The sequence below is a fragment of the Falsiroseomonas oleicola genome, from assembly GCF_019029495.1.
In the GTDB taxonomy this organism is placed as follows: Bacteria; Pseudomonadota; Alphaproteobacteria; order Acetobacterales; family Acetobacteraceae; genus Falsiroseomonas; species Falsiroseomonas oleicola.
The window spans coordinates 455985-472821 of the sequence record NZ_JAERQM010000003.1 but is presented as its reverse complement, the minus strand read 5'-3'; the positions used below and the strand labels follow the sequence as shown (position 1 = coordinate 472821).

The window sequence follows — 16837 nt, the reverse complement described above, 5'->3', positions numbered from 1 at the left end:
TCCCCTGAACTGGGGAGCGAACGCGCCCCGCGCCACCTCACACCACCGCGAGCACCTCAGCCGCCGATCGCCGCGCCGCCGCCCGCCACGCGCCGCACGGGTTGCGCCAACCGGCCATCGCCGATCATCGCGAAGCCCGCCCAGTAGAAGGGATGCGCGAATTCCGCCGGAAGGTTCACCCCCGCCTCGTTCAGCAGCACCAATTGCGACTCACGCAGCGCGGTGGCGGAATCGCCGCCGATCTGCTGGCGCTGCATCATATAGGCCACAGTGAAGGCCGCCGCCTGGTCCGCCACCGGCCAATGCGTCACCAGCAGCCCCCGCGCGCCGGCGAAGAAGAAGGACCGCGCGAGGCCCGACAGCGCCTCACCCGCGCCGCCCGCCGCACCGGCCACCCCGGTCGCCGGCCCTGCCGTGTTGCAGGCGGAGAGGATGACGAGGTCGGCATCCAGCCTCAGCGTCAGCACCTCGCTCGCCCGCAGCAGCGCCGCATTGGCATCCGCCGCGCCGCGCGGGGCGGAGACGACGATGGCCGGCTCCGTCACGCAGCTCAGCTCGCCGGGCAGCAGCGCATGGGTCGCCAGATGCACCACGCGATGGCTGCCGAGATCGGCATTGCGCAGCGCCGCGGCCGTGAAACTGGCGCCGAAGAGGGTGGAGCGGGTGCCGAGGAAGCGCGCCGCCGCCTCCACCTCCGCCCTTGTGCCGGGCAGGCGGCCGAGGCCGGAGGCGAGCCGTGCATCCTCCGCGCAGCGATCCGCCGGGAAGCTTCGGGCAAGCTGCGCCGCGCTCGGCGGTTCGAAATCGCCGAAGCCGATATAGGGGTTCGGCGCAGCGGAGGTCGGCGCGCCCCGTCGGATGGTGACCAGCGCCTGCGGCGAGGTGGCATGGACGATGGCGAATTGCCGGATCAGCCAGGGCGCGCCGCGCAGATCGGCGGGCTCGGCTGGGCCGGTCAGCAACAGGCCGAAGGGGATCGACAGCAGCGGCCCGTCCGGCACCACCACCAGCCTGTCGGCCCCTTCCAGCGCCGCCGCCAGCGGCGCCAGCAGGGCGACGTGCAGCGCCTGGGCGGCCGCCATGTCGAAGCTGGCGGCGCCCTGGTCGATGCCGGCCCGCACCCGGCCCACCAAGGCGGTGGCCTCGGCCTCGGTCAGCGCCACGCGGCGGGCCAGCACGCCGCCATCGGCGCGCAGCGCCAGCGCATAGCCGAAGCGCGGGCCGAGCAGGATCTGCACCAGCCCTTCCTTCTCCCCCAGCACGCCCGCCACATCGGCGGCGCTGGCGGCACTCAGCAGCAATTGGCGATAGGCCGGCGCGGCCGCCGCCACCTCGCTTTCCGCTTCCGCCCGCGCCTCCTGCCGCGCGGCGATGCGCGTATCGAGCTCGGCCAGGGCCTCGGCGCCGACCGCGCCCAGGCTGTCCCGCTGCGCGAACAGCTCGCGCAATTCCTGGTCGAGATCCTGCATGCGACGCACCGCCGCGGTCACGCGGGCATCGCCGCCACCGGTCGCCAGCCGCGCCGCGGCCTGGGCCAGGAAGCGCTGCGTCTGGCCGCGCTGGGCGAGCTGCGCCGCGCCGAACATCTCCCGCGCCAGGGCCGCCGCCTCCGCCGGCCGTGCCTGCGCCTGCCGGGCCAGCGCCTCCAGGTAGTCCAGCACCTGGTCGGATTCCAGCGCGATGCGCCGCAGCCGCAGGATCTCCGCCCCAGCGCGGAAGGCGTCCAGCGCCGGCACGGTCTGCCCGGCCGCGGCGCGGCTCTGGCCGAGCAGGAACAGCGTTCGCGCCTCGGCACGTTCACCCGGGGAGGCCTGGCCGAAGCGGGCCGCCGCCCGGGTCAGCAGATCCCCCGCGCCGGCCGGGTCCTGCCCGGCCCGCAGCGCCGCCGCCTCTGTCCGGAGGGAACGGCCGCCGACCGCCGCGCGGTCGTAATCCACCCGCTGGAGCAGGCCGCGCGCCTCCGCCACCAGGGCGCGCGCCGCGGCCGGCGCGCCGCTGCGGGCAAGCACCGTGGCGCGGCCGCGCCGGGCCTCCGCCAGGCCGACGATGGCGGTCTGCGCGATCGGGCTGATGGCGGCGGTGGTGCCGAAGGGATCGACGCTGGTGCCGCCGCGCAGCAGGCTGGCCGGCACGAAGCCGCGATACAGCGTCTCCGCCCGTTCCAGCAGCACCCCGGCCTCCGCATACCGGCCCTGGTTCAGCGCATGCAGCCCCCGGTAATGCGCCAGCCGTGCCGGCACGGTGGGGTCGGAGGCCTGGGGCGCCAGGGCCTCGGACCGGGTGAACAGCGCCTCCGCCTCCCGGTGCCGCTGCTGGTTCGACAGGTTCAGCGCCAGGTGCATCAACGGCCCGACCGTGTCCGGGTTGTTGCCGCCCAGCACCCGTTCCTGGATCGCCAGCGCGGCGCGATAGGCGCTTTCCGCTCCGACGTAGTTCTCCACCAGGTTCTGTTCCTGGCCGAGTTGCATGGCGCGTTCGAAGTCCCGCACATCGCCGGCACCGAAGGCCCGCGCGGCCAAACGCACGGTTTCCAGCTCCAGCGCGGCGGAGCGCACGACGGCGCCACCGGGTGCCATGCCGCGTGCCACCCGTTCCATCACCGGCATCGCGGTGGGAATGCCATCGGCCAGCACCGGGCCTTCGGCACCCTGCGTGACCATGGCCACATGCGCCCAGCCGCCCTGGCGCCGCGTGCATTGCAGCAGCCGGGCCGGGGTGCCATCACCCAGCCGGGTCGCCTGCGGCGCGGCGCAGATCAGGCGCTGGTCGAGCCAGCTTCGCCAGACGCCACCGGTGGCGATGCGGTCCAGCGTCGCCACATCCACCGGTCCCCGCAGGGCGAAGATGCGTGCCGCCGGCTGGGTCCAGCCGCCGCAATAGGCTTCCGTCGTTGCCGCCAGCGGCAGGTCGAGCGCCACGCTGCGGCCATCCTGGCTGATGCAGGTCTCCCCCCGCGAGTCCGTCCCGGCCGGGCGGGATTCGGCGGCGCGCGACGTGCCGAGGGCGGTATAGGCCTCCGGCGGCGGCGCGGTGCAGGCGGCGATGAATCCCAGCAGCGGGAGGCCCAGCAGGGGGAGCCGGCGGAAGGCGCGGGGTGCGGCCATGCTCAATAATCCTCCTCGGCGATATTGGGCAGCAGCACATCGGGGTCGAGGCGCGGCCGGTCGCTGCGGATGTCGATGCGGTTCTCGATCGGCACCGCGAAGGGCTGGGCGAGCGAGGGTGCCACGCAGTTCACCGAGCCGATGACGCATTCATTGATGCGATAGCGCACCTGGTCATTCGGCAGCGCCGCCGTGGTGCGGCCGAACTGCGCGGCGATGCCGAGCGAGATGCCGCTGAGCGTGCCGGACAGGGCCACGACATTGTCGCCCTCCGCCCGCGCCTCGCCGACCAGGCCGTGCACGCCGAGCCGCCCCGCGCGCAGCACGCCCGTGGCGGTGCCGCCATCCAGCAGCAGGAAGACAGGGCTTTCGCCGGCATCCAGCGCCAGGGTCAGCGTGCCGGCGGCGGCGGCGGTGGCCGCGCCGCTCGGCCCGTCATCCGCGCCGAAGACCCTGAAGGCCGCACGGTTGCGGGCGACTTCCGATGTGAGCACCTGCCAGACCTGTTCATTGCCCGGCAGGCCGGGACGATCGGTGGTGTCGTCGGCGACCGTGCCCGGAATCGCGCGCAGCGCGCTGGCCGTGCGCCGGCTGTCGTAGATCACCAGGGGCAGCCGGCCCGAATCCAGCGGCGTCACCGTGACGTCGCCGGTGACCATGTTGCCGCCGGCCGCGAACAGCACGGCGGTGCCGGCGCGGATCGTGCTGCCATTGGCCACGAGCTCGCCGCCGCTGCTGCCCGCCGCGCCGACCACCAGCTCCACCAGCCGGCCCTGAAGCGTCGCGCCATCCAGCAGCAGCGCCTGCGCCATCTCCGGCGACTGGCCCGCCGCCAGCCGCACCCGGCCCGGCGCCGCGACACTGCTGCCCGGGTCGAGCCGAAGGAAGCCGTCGGCAAGGATGGTGGCATCGCCGGTCTGGGCCTGTACCGTGGCATTCCGCAAAAGCAGGCTGCCGGTCGACTGCAGGTCATACCCATCGATGCCGCTCTGCGCACCGGTCACCACCGTCTCCGTGCCATCGGACAGGCCCTGAAGCCGGATCACGGCAGCGCCGGTGATGGCGCGCACCTCGGTCAGTTCGCGGACGATGGCGCCATGGGTGGGGTTGAGCGGATCGCTGCTGAAGCGGCCGATCTCGATAACGGGGGCGACCGCGGTCAACTGGCCGGCCTCGATCCGGCCGCCCGTCGCCAGGATGCGCGTGGCACTTTCCAGCTGCACATTGGCGCCGGCAATGAGGCCGCTGGCCTGGGTGATATCGCCCTGCGCCTGGACCTGGACGCCGCCACTGTCGCTGACCAACGTTCCATTCGCCGCCACGCCGCCGACGCTGGCCGTCACCTGCACCGGGCCCGCACCGCGCACCGTGCTTTCGGAGCCAAGCCTGCCCGACAGGCCGCTGAGCGTCACCCCCGCGGAGGTCGATTGCACCGTGCCCGCGGCATCCACCGCGCCACCGGCCGCCGTGAGGGTCACCGCGCCGCTGCCGATGATGCTGCCCGCCGTCTGCGTGACGCCCGCCTGGCCGCTGAGCGCCACCCCCGAGGCGGTCGACTGCACCGTGCCCGCGGCATCCACCGCGCCACCGGCCGCCGTGAGGGTCACCGCGCCGCTGCCGATGATGCTGCCCGCCGTCTGCGTGACGCCCGACTGGCCGCTGAGCGCCACGGCGTCGCCCTGGACGGTCGTGGTGGTTGTCACGCCGCCCGCGGCCGAGGTCAGCGCCACCGCGCCGCTGCCGCTGATGCTGCCCGCCGTCTGCGTCACCCCCGTCTGGCCGACAAGCGCCACGTCGCCGCCCGTGCTGCGCAAGGTGCCGCTGGCCGTCAGGCTGGTATCCGCCGCCAGCGCCAGCGCGGCGCCGGCCTCGACATCCGTCGCGGTCAGTCCCGCCAGGCGCGCCGAGCGGAAGGTGACGCCCCCGGAGGCGGCACCCGTGATGTTCGCCACCTCATTGGCCTGGTCGAGCGTGACCGAGGCCGCCGCCGCGCCGCTCGCACCCCGCACATCCAGCGTGCCAGCGGTGACAAGGCCGGTCGCCTGCTGGCTGGCTGCACCGTCGCTGCGCAGATCCAGCCGGTTCGCGCCAACGCCGACCGCCCCGCCCAGCGCCAGCGCCGCATCGCCCCGCAGCGTCGAATCCGCCCCCGCCGCCACGCCATCCACCGTCAGGGCCTGCGTCGACCGAAAATTCACCCCGGCCGAGGAGGCCGCGCCGAAGCTGCCGACGGCATTGGCCTCCGCCAGCGTCACCGCGCCGCTCGCCCCGCCGCTGGCGCCGCGCACATCCAGCGTCCCGGCTGTCACAACGCCCACCGCCTGCTGGCTGGCCGTGCCATCGCTGCGCAGGTCCAGCCGGTTCGCGCCGACCCCGACTGCCCCGCCCAGCGCCAGCGCCACATCGCCGCGCAGCGTCGAATCCGCCCCCGCCGCCACGCCGTCCACGGTCAGGGCCTGAGTCGATCGAAAATTCACCCCGGCCGAGGAGGCCGCGCCGAAGCTGCCGACCGTATTGGCCTGATCCAGCGTGATGGCGCCGCTCGCCCCGCCGCTGGCGCCGCGCACATCCAGCGTGCCAGCGGTGACAAGGCCCGTTGCCTGCTGGCTCGCCGTGCCATCGCTGCGCAGGTCCAGCCGGTTCGCGCCAACCCCGACCGCCCCGCCCAGCGCCAGCGCCACATCGCCCCGCAGCGTCGAATCCGCCGCCGCGATCACACCATCGACCGTCAGGGCCTGCGTCGACCGGAAATTCACCCCGGCCGAGGTCGTCGCGCCGAAGCTGCCGACCGCATTGGCCTGGTCCAGCGTGATCGCGCCGCTCGCGGCGCCACTCGCGCCAAACACATCCAACGTCCCGGCGGTGATCAGGCCCGTGACCTGCTGGCCCACCACGCCGTTGCTGCGCAGGTCGAGCCGGTTCACGGCGACATCCACGGCGCCGGCCAGCGCCAGCGACACATCGCCGCGCAGCACCGAATCCGCGCCCGCCGTCACGCCATCCACCGTCAGCGCCTGGGTCGAGCGGAAGCTCACCCCCTCATCCGCAACCGCCGTGACATGGGCGACCACATTGGCCTCGGCCAGCGCGATCGCGCCGGCGCTGGAGGTGGCGGAGAGCGTGGGCGTGGTCAGCAGCCCGGCCGCCGTCTGCGTGATGTCGTCCACCGCCACCAGCGTGATGCCGGTGGTGCCGCTGACGCCGGCCTGCAAGTCGATGCCAGCGGTCCCGGCGGTCAGCGTCGCCACCGTGCCCGCCTGCACCGCGCCCGTCACCGTGATCGAAGGTGCCGTGATGCCCGCAGCCGCGCCCGCCGTCACGGCATTCACTGTCAGCGGGTTGCTGCTGCTGAACAGGAAGTCCACAGCCGCCGCGCCGCCGACCGTATCCACCGCATTGGCGGGACTGGCCGTGGCCAGCAGCACCGAACCTGCGGTGGAGGTGGCGGAAAGAGTCGGCACGGTCAGCAGGCCATCCGCCGTCTGGGTCACGTTGTTCTGTGCCAGAAGGGTGATGCCGGTCCCCGCGGTCAGCCCGCCTTCCAGCGCCAGGCTCAGCCCGCGCAGTTCCACCTGCGCGACACCCCGCCCCGCCAGGTCAGCCCCCGCTGCGTCCACCGTCACGGCGGAGGTGGTGGAACCGTCGATGAACAACCGTTGCGCTGCATCGATCACCCCGATGACGTCGGCGCCGACCACCAGCGGATCCAGCGCCGCCGCGCCGCCCAGTTGGATGGCGCGACCGGCCGTCAGCGGGCTGATCCCAAGCGTGCCGCCATCTCCCACTGTGCCGGCCTGAAGCGAAGCGCCACCGCCAACCGGCCCGAACGCATCCGTCACCAGCGTGATGTCGCGGCCCGCGCCACTCTGCACCACGCCACCGAGGTCGATACGCGGCCCCGTGATCGCGATGTCCTGGCCCGCCGTCACCGCCCCCAGCGCAAGGTCATTGGCGCCGCTGAACCGGAAGTCCTCATCCGCCGCGCCGCTGACCGCATCCACCGCATTGCGCGGATCGGCGGTTGCCAGCAGCACCGACCCCGCACTGGAGGTCGCCGAAAGTGTGGGCGCGGTCAGCAGGCCGGCGGCCGTCTGTGTGATGTCGTCCACCGCCACCAGCGTGATGGCCGTCACCGCCGTCAGGCTGTCTTCCAGCGTGATGCCGCCCGTCCCGGCCGTCAGCGTCGCCGTCGTGCCCGCCTGCACGGCGTCGGTGACCGTGATCGATGGCGCCGTGAGGGTCACCGCCCCGCCGGCTGTGATCGGCCCCGCCGCCAGGTTATTCGCGCTGTCGAACAGGAAATTCCCAGCCGCAGCGCCGCCGACCGCATCCACCGCATTGCGCGGATCGGCGGTTGCCAGCAGCACCGCCCCCGCGCTGGAGGTGGCGGAAAGCGTTGGTGTGGTCAGCCGCCCGGCCAATGTCTGCGTGATGTCGTCCACCGCCACCAGCGTGATGCCGGTGGTGCCGCTGACGCCGGCCTGCAAGGCGATGCCAGCGGTCCCGGCGGCCAGCGTCGCCAGCGTGCCCGCCTGCACCGCGCCCGTCACGGTCACCGACGGCGCCGTGATGCTCGCCGCCGCGCCTGCCGTCACCGCGCCCACCGTCAGCGCATTGCTGCTACGGAATAGGAAATCCCCATTCGCCGCGCCACCGACCGTGTCCACCGCATTGATGGGGTTGGCCGTGGCCAGCAGGACCGAGCCCGCGGTGGATGTGGCGGAAAGCGTCGGCACGGTCAGCAGGCCATCCGCCGTCTGCGTCACGTTGTTCTGTGCCAGAAAGGTGATGCCGGTATCAGCCGAAAGGCCGCCGGTCAGGGCAATGCTCAGCCCACGCAGCTCCACCTGTTCCACATCCCGCGCCGCGAGATCGGCACCCACCCCGGTCACGGCGGAGGTGGTGCCGCCATCGATGAGAAGCCGCTCCGTCGCCGCAGCGATCACGCCGATCACGTCGTCGCCGATCACCAGCGTATCCGCCAGCGCGCCGCCGCCCAGCCGGATATCCCGCGCCGCCGTGCGTGGTGCGATCGACAGCGTCCCGCCATCCACCAGCGTTCCTGCCTGGAGCAGAGCGCCGCCGGTCGCCGTCAGCAGATCCGTCACCAGCGTGATATCCGTGCCGGCGCCGCTGACCACCTGCTGCGTCAGGCTGATGGAATTGGCCGTCAGCGCGACGCCAGGCTCAACCCCCGCCTGTCCGGTACCCGCCAGCGGCCCGTTCACGACCAGCGCGGTATCCGCCGTCAGCGTGAGCACCGCGCCCGCCGTCACCGCGCTGTCCACGGTGATCGTCGGCCCGCCAATCGTCACATCCCCGCCGGCCGTCAGCGGCCCCAGCAGCAGGTCATTGGCGCCGCTGAACAGGAAATCCCCATCCGCCGAGCCGCTGAGCGCATCCACCGCATTGCGCGGATCCGCCGTCGCCAGCCGCACCGATCCCGCGCTGGATGTGGCGGACAGCGCCGGCGTGGTCAGCAGGCCGGCCAGCGTCTGGGTGATGTCGGCCGTGGCGGAAAGGTCGATGCCGACATCCCCGCGGGCCGCCGCCTGCAACGCCACCGCGCCGGCCGTCCCCTGCAAGGACAGTTGCGCCCCGGCCTGGAGCGCGCCCGTCACCGTCACCGCCGTGCCGATGATCGAAAGATCGTCGCCCGCGGTGATCGGCCCCACCGTCACGGCCTGACTGCCGCCGAAGCGGAAGTTGTCGCTGGCCGATCCGCTCACCGCCCCTACCGCGTTGCGCGGATCGGCTGTCGCCAGCAGCACCGATCCCGTGCTGGATGTGGCGGACAGCGTCGGCGTGGTCAGCAGGCCGGCCAGTGTCTGGGTGATGTCGGCCGTGGCGGAAAGGTCGATGCCGACATCACCGCTGACTGCCGCCTGCAACGCCACCGCGCCGGCCGTCGCCTCGAGTGACAATTGCGCTCCGGCATCGAGCGCGCCCGTCACCGTCACCGCCGTGCCGATGATCGAAAGATCGTCGCCGGCCGTCACCGGCCCCACCGTCACCGCCTGGCTGCTGCCGAAGCGGAAGTTCTCGCTGGCCGAGCCGGTGACGGCGCCCACCGCGTTGCGGGGATCGGCTGTCGCCAGCAGCACCGATCCCGCGCTCGCCACCGCCGACAGCGAATCCGCCGTCAGCCGCCCGCCCACCGCCTGGGTGATGTCGCCCGCATCGGCGCGCAGCGTGATATCCGCCGCCGTCACCGCCGCATCCACGGCGATGCTCGCACCGATCAGCTCCAGGCTGATGCCGGCCACGGCGAGATCGGCGGCGACCGTCACCGCGCCCGCGGTGCGCGTGCCCTGCGCCAGCGCATCCTGGCCCCAATCCACGATATCGCCGCTGCGCGTCTCGCCCAGGCGCAGCCTTCCGGCGGTGACGCCACCCGCCGGCAGGGCGGCGGTGAAGGCCGCGCCGGCGGTGCGGGGGCCGATCTCCACCAGCCCGGTCGCGCCCGCATCCAGCGCGCCGGCCAGGGTCAGCGCATCGCTGCGCAGCATGATGGTGGCGCCATCGGCCACCTGCACGCCACCCGCGCCGGCGATGGTCCCCGACGTCGCGGTGAAGGCGCTGCCCGCGCCGGTCAGCGCGACATCGGCGTTGAGGGTGATGGTGGTGCCGGCCACCAGCGTCAGGCCGCCATTGGCCTTGGCGATGGCGGCATCGACCGTGATGGTATCCGCCGCCTCCAACCGCACCGTGCCGGCGAAGGCGGCGATGGTGCCATTGGTGATGACGGCGGGTTCGCCGAGCCCGGCCTCCGCCGCCACCACGATGCCCGCCACGCCATCGAGGCCGGAATCATCCGCGCCGGCGACAATGGAAATATCGTCAGGATCGATGAACAGCGTGCCGTCGCGCCCGGCCGGGGCGCGCACATCCACCGTGCCGGCGATGGAAAGCGCGGCCTGGCCGGAGATTTCGACGAAGCCGCCATCACCGCCCGCCGCCCCGCCGCGCGCCGAGATCGCGCCCCGCATCTCCGTTCGGGTCGTGCTGTTGACGGCGACCGTGCCGCCGGTGCCGGCCTCCGTCGCATCGGCTGCCAGTGTGGCGCCTGCGGCGATGCGCGTGGTCTCCGCCATCTGCTGGCCCCGGCCGAAGCCGGTGGTGCCGGCCAGCACGGTGCCGCCGCCGCCGGTGCCGGAGGCATCGAGCTTGGCGCCGCCCGCCACGTCCACATCCTGCTTCGCCTGCGCCGCGACCAGCCCGCCGCGCACGCTGGCACCGTTGCCGCGCGCCGCGACCTGCCCGGCCACCTCCACACGCCGCGTCGCGGCCCCGCCAAGCTGCACGCTGCCGCCACCCCCGGCGCCGGAGGCATCGACCGTGGCGGCGGCACCCACCACCACCGCGCCATCCCGCGCCGCGACGGCCACGCGCCCACCGCGCACGCCCGGCGCGGTGCCGGTGGCGGAGACGCGGCCGCCTTCCAGCCGCACATCGCCGCCGCTGCCCGTGATCGCCACCTGGCCCGCCGCCGCGCCGCTGGCGGCATCCACACTGATCCGCCCGGTATTGCGCACCAGCGTATCCACCACGCCCCGCGCCGCATCGGCGGTCAGCAGCACCGATCCGCCCGCCGCCTCCACCACGCCGGAATTGGTCACCAGCGCGACGCCGCCGCCCGGCCCCTGCCGCACGGATTGCGTGACATCCAGCGCGACCAGCCCGTCGCCGGCCAGATCGAGCGTGAAGGTCTCCGCCCCCGCCAGCGCCACGCGGCCGAGCCGGGCGCGGATCAGCCCGGAATTGGCGACGCCCGGCGCGACCAGGGAGGCCAGGCCGCGATCGGCGACGGTGATGCTGCCATGGTTCTCCACCCGGGCGCCGGGGCGCGCCGGGCCGTCGAAGACCATGCGGCCGGCCATGAAGTTCTCGTTGGTGATATTGGAAGCGCTGGCGATCAGGCTGCCGACATTCACCTGCGCGCCCGGCGTGAAGACGATGCCGGACTGGTTGACGATGGCCACCCCGCCATTGGCCGTGATGCGGCCGGCGATCAGCGAGGGGTCGGGGCCGGTCACCCGGTTCAGCGTCCAGGACCCCGCATTGGGCTGGTTGAACTGCACCGCCTGGTTGCGGCCGACATCGAAGCCGCGCCAGTCGATCGCGGCGCGGTTGCTCGCCTGGTTGATCGTGGTGGTGGTGGCGGACTGGCTGATGGCGGCGCTGCCCGCCACCACCTGCCCACCCGTCGGCGCCGCATTCGGGGCCTGGGCGAAGACCGGCCCGGCGGCCATCACCGGCAGCAGGGCGGTGCTGGCCAGAAGGTGGCGGCGGGCAGCGAGGCGGAGGTTCATCGGCATGGCGCGCGCCCTTCAGAAACGGGTCAGCAGGCGGAAGAAACCGGCGGTCTCCGACAGCGGCTTCACGCTGCCGCCCGCGGCATCCACCTGCCGCGTCAGCCGGCGCACCGCCTCGATGTCGAGTTGCACGTCGTCGGTCAGCAGCAGGCGCACGCCGCCGCCCCAGGATTCCACCGTGCGGCTGGTATCGGTCACCACATTCTCCCAGGTCCGGCCGAAGTCGCGGAACAGGTAGAATTGCGCGCCGGGCTGCACCATCACATCGGTGCCGGACAGGCCGGGCATGGCGAAGGGCTGTGGCCGCACATTGAATTGCAGTTCCATGCTGGCGCCGAAGGCATTGTCGCCGGTGACCTGCCCGGCATAGAAGCCGCGGCCGAGCCGGTTGCCGCCGAACAGGAACTTCTCCGACAGCGGCAGCACATCGTCGGTGATCTGCCCGGCGACCTGCGCGAACAGGCTGACCATCATGCCATCCCTGGGCGCGAACAGCGGCTGGGTGCGGGAGAGTTCGGCGGTCCATTTGGTGAAGTCGAAATCGCTGCCGGCCCGCGCCGCGCCCGGCACCTCGCTGGCGCGGGTCGCGCCGAACCAGGCGGTGCCGTTATGGACGCGAAGGCTGGCGCTGGTGGTCGCGGCATCGGGGGCGAAAGGCAGCAGCGTGTCCCGCCGATTGCCCTCCAGCCCCAGGCGCAGCACGCGGGTCTGGTCCCGGCTCTGCCGCACGCCCGGCGTGCCGACCTCCACCTCCGTATCCAGCCAGTCGAATTGCAGGCCGGCGAACAGGTTCATCGGACGGCTGCGGATGATCGGATAGGTGGCGCCGACGCCGCCCAGATGCGTGGTGCCCTCATAGCCGAGCTGCGCCAGGAAGGAGCCGGGGCGGGTGATGCCGGTGCCGAAATAGCCGCGCAGCCGCAGGCCGGAGCCACCGAGGAAGACCTCGCCCGAGACCTGGCCCAGCGTCTGTTCCCAATCCTGCGACTGGAACAGCAACACCTCCACCCGCTCCCCCATATCGGTGAAGGAATTGGCGCCGATGGCCAGCAGGCCCTGAAGCGGCCCGGTCTGCCGGAAGCCGCGATTGTCGATGGAGAGATAGCCGCTGAAGGGTCGCCGGACGACCTGCGCCACCAGCTCCAGCGCGCCCGGATTGCCCCCTTCCAGCGGCCGCACGACGCTGCGCAGCGACACGCCCGGCACATCGCCCGCCAGCAGCAGCGCGCGCTCCAGCGCCGAGGCGGTCACCGGACCGCCACCGGTCAGCGGCGCCAGGAAGCGCAGCACCTGGGTGCCGGCGGGACCGATATCGCCGTCCAGCTTCACGGATTCGATCCGCCCCTCGATCACCGACAGCACCAGCGTGCTGCCGTCGGCCACGGGTTCCAGCCCCGCAGTGGCGGTGACGAAGGGGTAGCCCGCCTGGTCATAGGCGGAGATCACCGCGATGCGCGCATCCTCGATGTCGGAAAGCGGCACCTCCTGCCCGATCAGGGGCGCCAGCAGGTCGCGCAGCGGGGCCTCGGGAAGCGCCTGGTTGCCGGTGATGCGGGCATCGACCACCCGCACCCGGATGGCGGCACCGGGTCCCTGGGCAGGCGCGGGAATGACCGGGCGCAGGCTGGGGGCGAGGCGCGGCGCGGTGCTGGGGGCCAGTTGCTCGATCTGGCCGGGGGTGAGTGGCGGCGGCGCGGGTGGCGCCGTCTGGGCCTGCGCCTGCATGGACGGCAGCACCTGCGGCAGCATGAGCGTCAGCGCCAGGACCCGGAAATACCGCATGGCCGATGACCCCCCATTCTCGTCGTGCATCGGCCGTGCCCCCCCGGAAATGGCCTTTCATGAGTTGTTACACATGTGAGCAGAAGGTGCGAGCACGTTTCGTGTCGGCGTGTCCGGTTTCATCCGACGCGCATCAAAAACGCGATATTGACGAACCGCGTCGGTTTCGATACCAAAACAGCATCACGCCGGAACTCCCGCAACTGGCGCCGGCCGCTTATCCTCGACGCATGACCCAGCCACCGGCCGCACCCACCTTGCCAGTCCTCTATCAGGCGCTGGAGGTCGTGCACGCCGACCGACATGGCGCGCTTCGCCTGCTGCCGGCGCGGCGCCATGTCGATCTGGAAAGGATTTCCGCGCTGCCCGTGGCGATGGAGGAGATCGCCCTGGTCGGGCGGCACCTGCCGATCCTGTTCGCCGAACAGGCGCCGCATATGCCGGTGGCGCTGCTGCGCCTGGCGCCGGACCAACCCTCCCCGGCCCTCGGGGCAGACGGGCACTGGCTGGCGGGCCGCTACCAGCCCGCGCATCTGCGCCGCCATCCCTTCCTGCTGGTGCCGAGCGGCGTGGCGGAGGAACTGGTGCTCTGCCTCGACCCTTTGGCCCCCTGCCTGTCGACGGAGGCGGGCGAGCCGCTCTATGCCGGGGACGGCCAGCCGGCGGCGGCCCTGCAGCAGGCCTTCGCCCTGGCCCGCGATGCGGAGGCCGCCTTCCGCCGCACCCGCGCCTTCTGCGCGGCACTGGATGCGCTGGGCCTGCTCAGCGCCTCCACCGCCCGGGTGCAGCCGGCGCGGCCGGGGGCGCCGGCCTTCGACATCACAGGCTTCCGCGCCGTGGACCGCGCGGCGCTGGCGAAGCTGGATGGGGCGGCGCTGGCGGGGCTTCGGGATGCCGGGCAGTTGGAGGCCATCTATGCCCACCTGGCCTCCATCCACGGGTTTTCGGAAATGGCCTGAGGGCTTCCCCGCAATCGGAAAGGCTACAACTGCGATTCGATCGGCAGCCAGCACAGCACCCGCGCCAGCACGCGGCGGCGGAGCGAGGCGTCGGGTTCGTGATGCCGCCGGCAGGGCTGGCCATGGGCATCCAGGCCGCTCCAGACCAGCCGGTCCTCCTCCAGCCCCAGCCGCCAGCTTCGGGCCGGGTGGGCCAGGCGGGTGTGTTCCGCCCGCAGTTCCGCAGCCAGCCCGTCATGCCGCACGAAGGCGCCCATTTCGGTGTTCAACCGGGCGGAGCGTGGGTCCAGGTTGAAGGAACCCACGAAGACCTGCGCGCCATCCACCACGAAGGCCTTGGTGTGCAGGCTGGCGCCGCGGGAGCCGAAGACGCTGGTATCCTCATCCTCCCCGCTCGGCTTCAGTTCGAACAGGCGGATGCCGGCGCGCAGCAGTCTTGGGCGATAGCCGGCATAGCCACCATGCACCGCCACCACATCGGTCGCCGCCAGGGAATTGGTGATGACGGAAATCTCGACGCCGCGCGCCACCATCTCCAGCAACAAGGCGAGGCCGGCCTGGCCGGGGACGAAATAGGGCGAGATCAGCAGCGCCTGGCGCTTGGCCGCGCGCAGCGCATCGGCGATGTCGGGGGCGATGCCGCCGGCGGCGCGGGCTTCCCGCCGTGCCGTCAGCCCGCGCCGGGCCTTTTCCGGCGGGTCCGCCACCACCCGCACCGCGCGCGGCGGCACCGCCACCATGCCGCGCTTCAGGCGCTCCGCCGGGTCCGGCAGATGCGCGAAATGGCCGAGATAGCGCTGCGCGGCCGGGCTGGCGGCGGCCTCCGCCAGAGCCTCGCGTAGCTGTGGCAGGCCGCGATTGGGGCCGGCGGGCGGGCAGACCCTGTCGGCCGGCAGGGCCAGGCGGCTGGCCCAGTAGCGTTCGAAGACCCGCAGCGTGCCGGCCGCCGCCGCCCCGGCCAGCACCAGGTCCAGGTCGCGGAAATTGAAATCCTCCGCCTTGGCGCCGAAATACTCGTCACCCAGGTTGCGGCCGCCGGCAATGGCCACACAGCCATCGGCGATCCAGGACTTGTTGTGCATGCGGCGGTTCAGGTGCCAGCCGCCGAAGGCCATTTCCAGCAGGAAGCCGAACTTGCCGAACAGCCGCCAGCGCGTGGCGTTGAACACCTTCACCGCGATGTTCGGGTGCGATTCCAGCGCCACCAGGATGCGTTCGCGGCCGATGGCATAGGCATCGTCCAGCAGCAATCGCACCCGCACGCCGCGATCGGCCGCGGCCAGAACCTCGCCGGCCAGCAGCGTGCCGGTCACGTCCGCGTGCCACATGTAATATTGCAAGTCGAGCGTCCGGCTCGCGGCGCGGGCGGTGGCGACGCGGGCGGCGAAGGCGTCCAGACCCTCCGGCAGCAGGGCGGCGCCGGCCTCCGCATGCCCCAGGCCGGCGAGCACCCGGGCGACCGCGCGATGCAGCGCCGAGTCCTCGGGCGCCCCCTGGGCAGGCGGGGATGGGATCGCGATGGCCTGGGTCCGGGGGGCGGACATGTCGTTCCTTGTGCTGGCCTGTCTCGGCATGTGGCGCGCGGCCAGGGCCGCCGCAAGCGAACGGTCCAGCAGCGCGGCGGTTGCAACGACGGCCGCGCGGGTCGTCAGGCGGCGGCTTCTGCCTCGGCCGCCGCGTGGCCCAGCCGCACCGTCGCGGTCAGCGGCAGATGGTCGGAAGCGATGCGCGCCAGGGCGCTGTCATGCGCCGCGACATGGCTGACCAGGCCGCGTGGCCAGCCCAGGATGCGGTCCAGCGCCAGCACCGGCAGGCGGGTGGGGAAGCTCGGCGGGCCCTGGGTCACCGGGCCGAAGAAGGGCTCGAAGGCGCGCAGCGAGGATCGGTGGCCGGGGCGCCATTCGTTCAGGTCGCCGAGCAGCAGGGTGGGCAGCGGTTCCTCACCCTCCGGCGTTTCCGCCAGGGCCCGCAGGATGGCCGCGGCCTGTTGCGCGCGGCTGCGGCGCAGCAGGCCGAGATGCGCCGCCACCACCCGCAGCCGGCCCGATGGCAGTTCGAGATCGGCCACCAGCGCGCCGCGCGGCTCCGCCCCCGGCAGGGCCAGCCGCCGGATGCGGGCGGGGGTGCCGGGGCGCACCAGCAGGGCATTGCCGTGCCAGCCATGGCCATCGGGCAGGTCGGAGACCGGCAGCGGCGCCAGCCCCGTCTCCCGTTCCAGGGCGGCGAGGTCCAGCAGGCCCGTGCGACGGCCGAAGCGGCGATCCGCCTCCTGCACCGCGACCAGGTCGGCGCCGAGTTCGGCGATCACGGCGGCGGTGCGCGCGGGTTCGAAGCGCCGGTCGATGCCGACGCATTTGTGGATGTTGTAGGATGCGACGCGAAGCAGCCCGGCCCCGCGCGGCGGCGGTTGCGGGGCTGCCGGGGCAGGGCGCACCGGGCCACGCAGTTCCACCAGAAGCCCCTGCACGGCGTCCCCGGTGCGGCGCAGGCGGTCGGACACGCTGAACCGCGCGATGCCGCTACGGCGCCGGTCCGAACCGGTGCTGGGGGAGGATGGGTGTTGCGGGTCGATCATGCGTCGCGTGCGGGCCGGATCCGGTATGCGGGACGCTCCGGCGACCCGAGGTAAAAGACGACGCCCCGAAAATAGTCACAGCCGCTGCCATTTCCAAGATGC

Annotated in this window: 6 protein-coding genes; 1 reads left to right on the top strand and 5 read right to left on the bottom strand. The window is 73.0% G+C overall.

All coding sequences use genetic code 11. The features are described from left to right. Nucleotides 1-56: 56 nt before the first annotated feature. From JJQ90_RS27310 to JJQ90_RS13040, 3 genes are read right to left on the bottom strand one after another with little or no spacing between them, the layout of a single operon-like run. Entirely contained in the window at nucleotides 57-3104 is a 3048-nt protein-coding gene (locus JJQ90_RS27310; RefSeq protein ID WP_216876018.1) for a CHAT domain-containing tetratricopeptide repeat protein, read from the bottom strand. Between the two features lie 2 nt (nucleotides 3105-3106). Then, complete coding sequence (locus JJQ90_RS13045; protein WP_216876016.1) at nucleotides 3107-11422, bottom strand: two-partner secretion domain-containing protein; 8316 nt, start codon at nucleotides 11420-11422, stop codon at nucleotides 3107-3109. A gap of 12 nt (nucleotides 11423-11434) precedes the next feature. Further along, entirely contained in the window at nucleotides 11435-13201 is a 1767-nt protein-coding gene (locus JJQ90_RS13040; protein ID WP_216876014.1) for a ShlB/FhaC/HecB family hemolysin secretion/activation protein, read from the bottom strand. Between the two features lie 230 nt (nucleotides 13202-13431). Between JJQ90_RS13040 and JJQ90_RS13035 the strand changes: the two genes are divergently transcribed. Further along, a complete protein-coding gene (locus JJQ90_RS13035; RefSeq protein WP_216876012.1) occupies nucleotides 13432-14160 on the top strand; it encodes a SapC family protein in 729 nt (242 codons plus the stop codon). 23 nt (nucleotides 14161-14183) lie between these two features. Here JJQ90_RS13035 and JJQ90_RS13030 read toward each other — a convergent pair whose 3' ends face one another. Together JJQ90_RS13030 and JJQ90_RS13025 are read right to left on the bottom strand one after the other, a co-directional pair. After that, on the bottom strand, nucleotides 14184-15704 hold the full coding sequence (locus tag JJQ90_RS13030) for a phospholipase D family protein (RefSeq protein ID WP_216876011.1): 1521 nt from the start codon (nucleotides 15702-15704) through the stop codon (nucleotides 14184-14186). A 104-nt stretch (nucleotides 15705-15808) separates the two neighbouring features. Next, entirely contained in the window at nucleotides 15809-16735 is a 927-nt protein-coding gene (locus JJQ90_RS13025; RefSeq protein WP_216876010.1) for an endonuclease/exonuclease/phosphatase family protein, read from the bottom strand. Nucleotides 16736-16837: the final 102 nt, after the last annotated feature.

What these genes read in the sequence shown, in the direction of transcription:
- JJQ90_RS27310 (WP_216876018.1), bottom strand. Translation starts at nt 3,104, where the DNA reads ATGGCCGCACCCCGCGCCTTCCGCCGGCTCCCCCTGCTGGGCCTCCCG.
- JJQ90_RS13045 (WP_216876016.1), bottom strand. Translation starts at nt 11,422, where the DNA reads ATGCCGATGAACCTCCGCCTCGCTGCCCGCCGCCACCTTCTGGCCAGC.
- JJQ90_RS13040 (WP_216876014.1), bottom strand. Translation starts at nt 13,201, where the DNA reads ATGCGGTATTTCCGGGTCCTGGCGCTGACGCTCATGCTGCCGCAGGTG.
- JJQ90_RS13035 (WP_216876012.1), top strand. Translation starts at nt 13,432, where the DNA reads ATGACCCAGCCACCGGCCGCACCCACCTTGCCAGTCCTCTATCAGGCG.
- JJQ90_RS13030 (WP_216876011.1), bottom strand. Translation starts at nt 15,704, where the DNA reads ATGTCCGCCCCCCGGACCCAGGCCATCGCGATCCCATCCCCGCCTGCC.
- JJQ90_RS13025 (WP_216876010.1), bottom strand. Translation starts at nt 16,735, where the DNA reads ATGATCGACCCGCAACACCCATCCTCCCCCAGCACCGGTTCGGACCGG.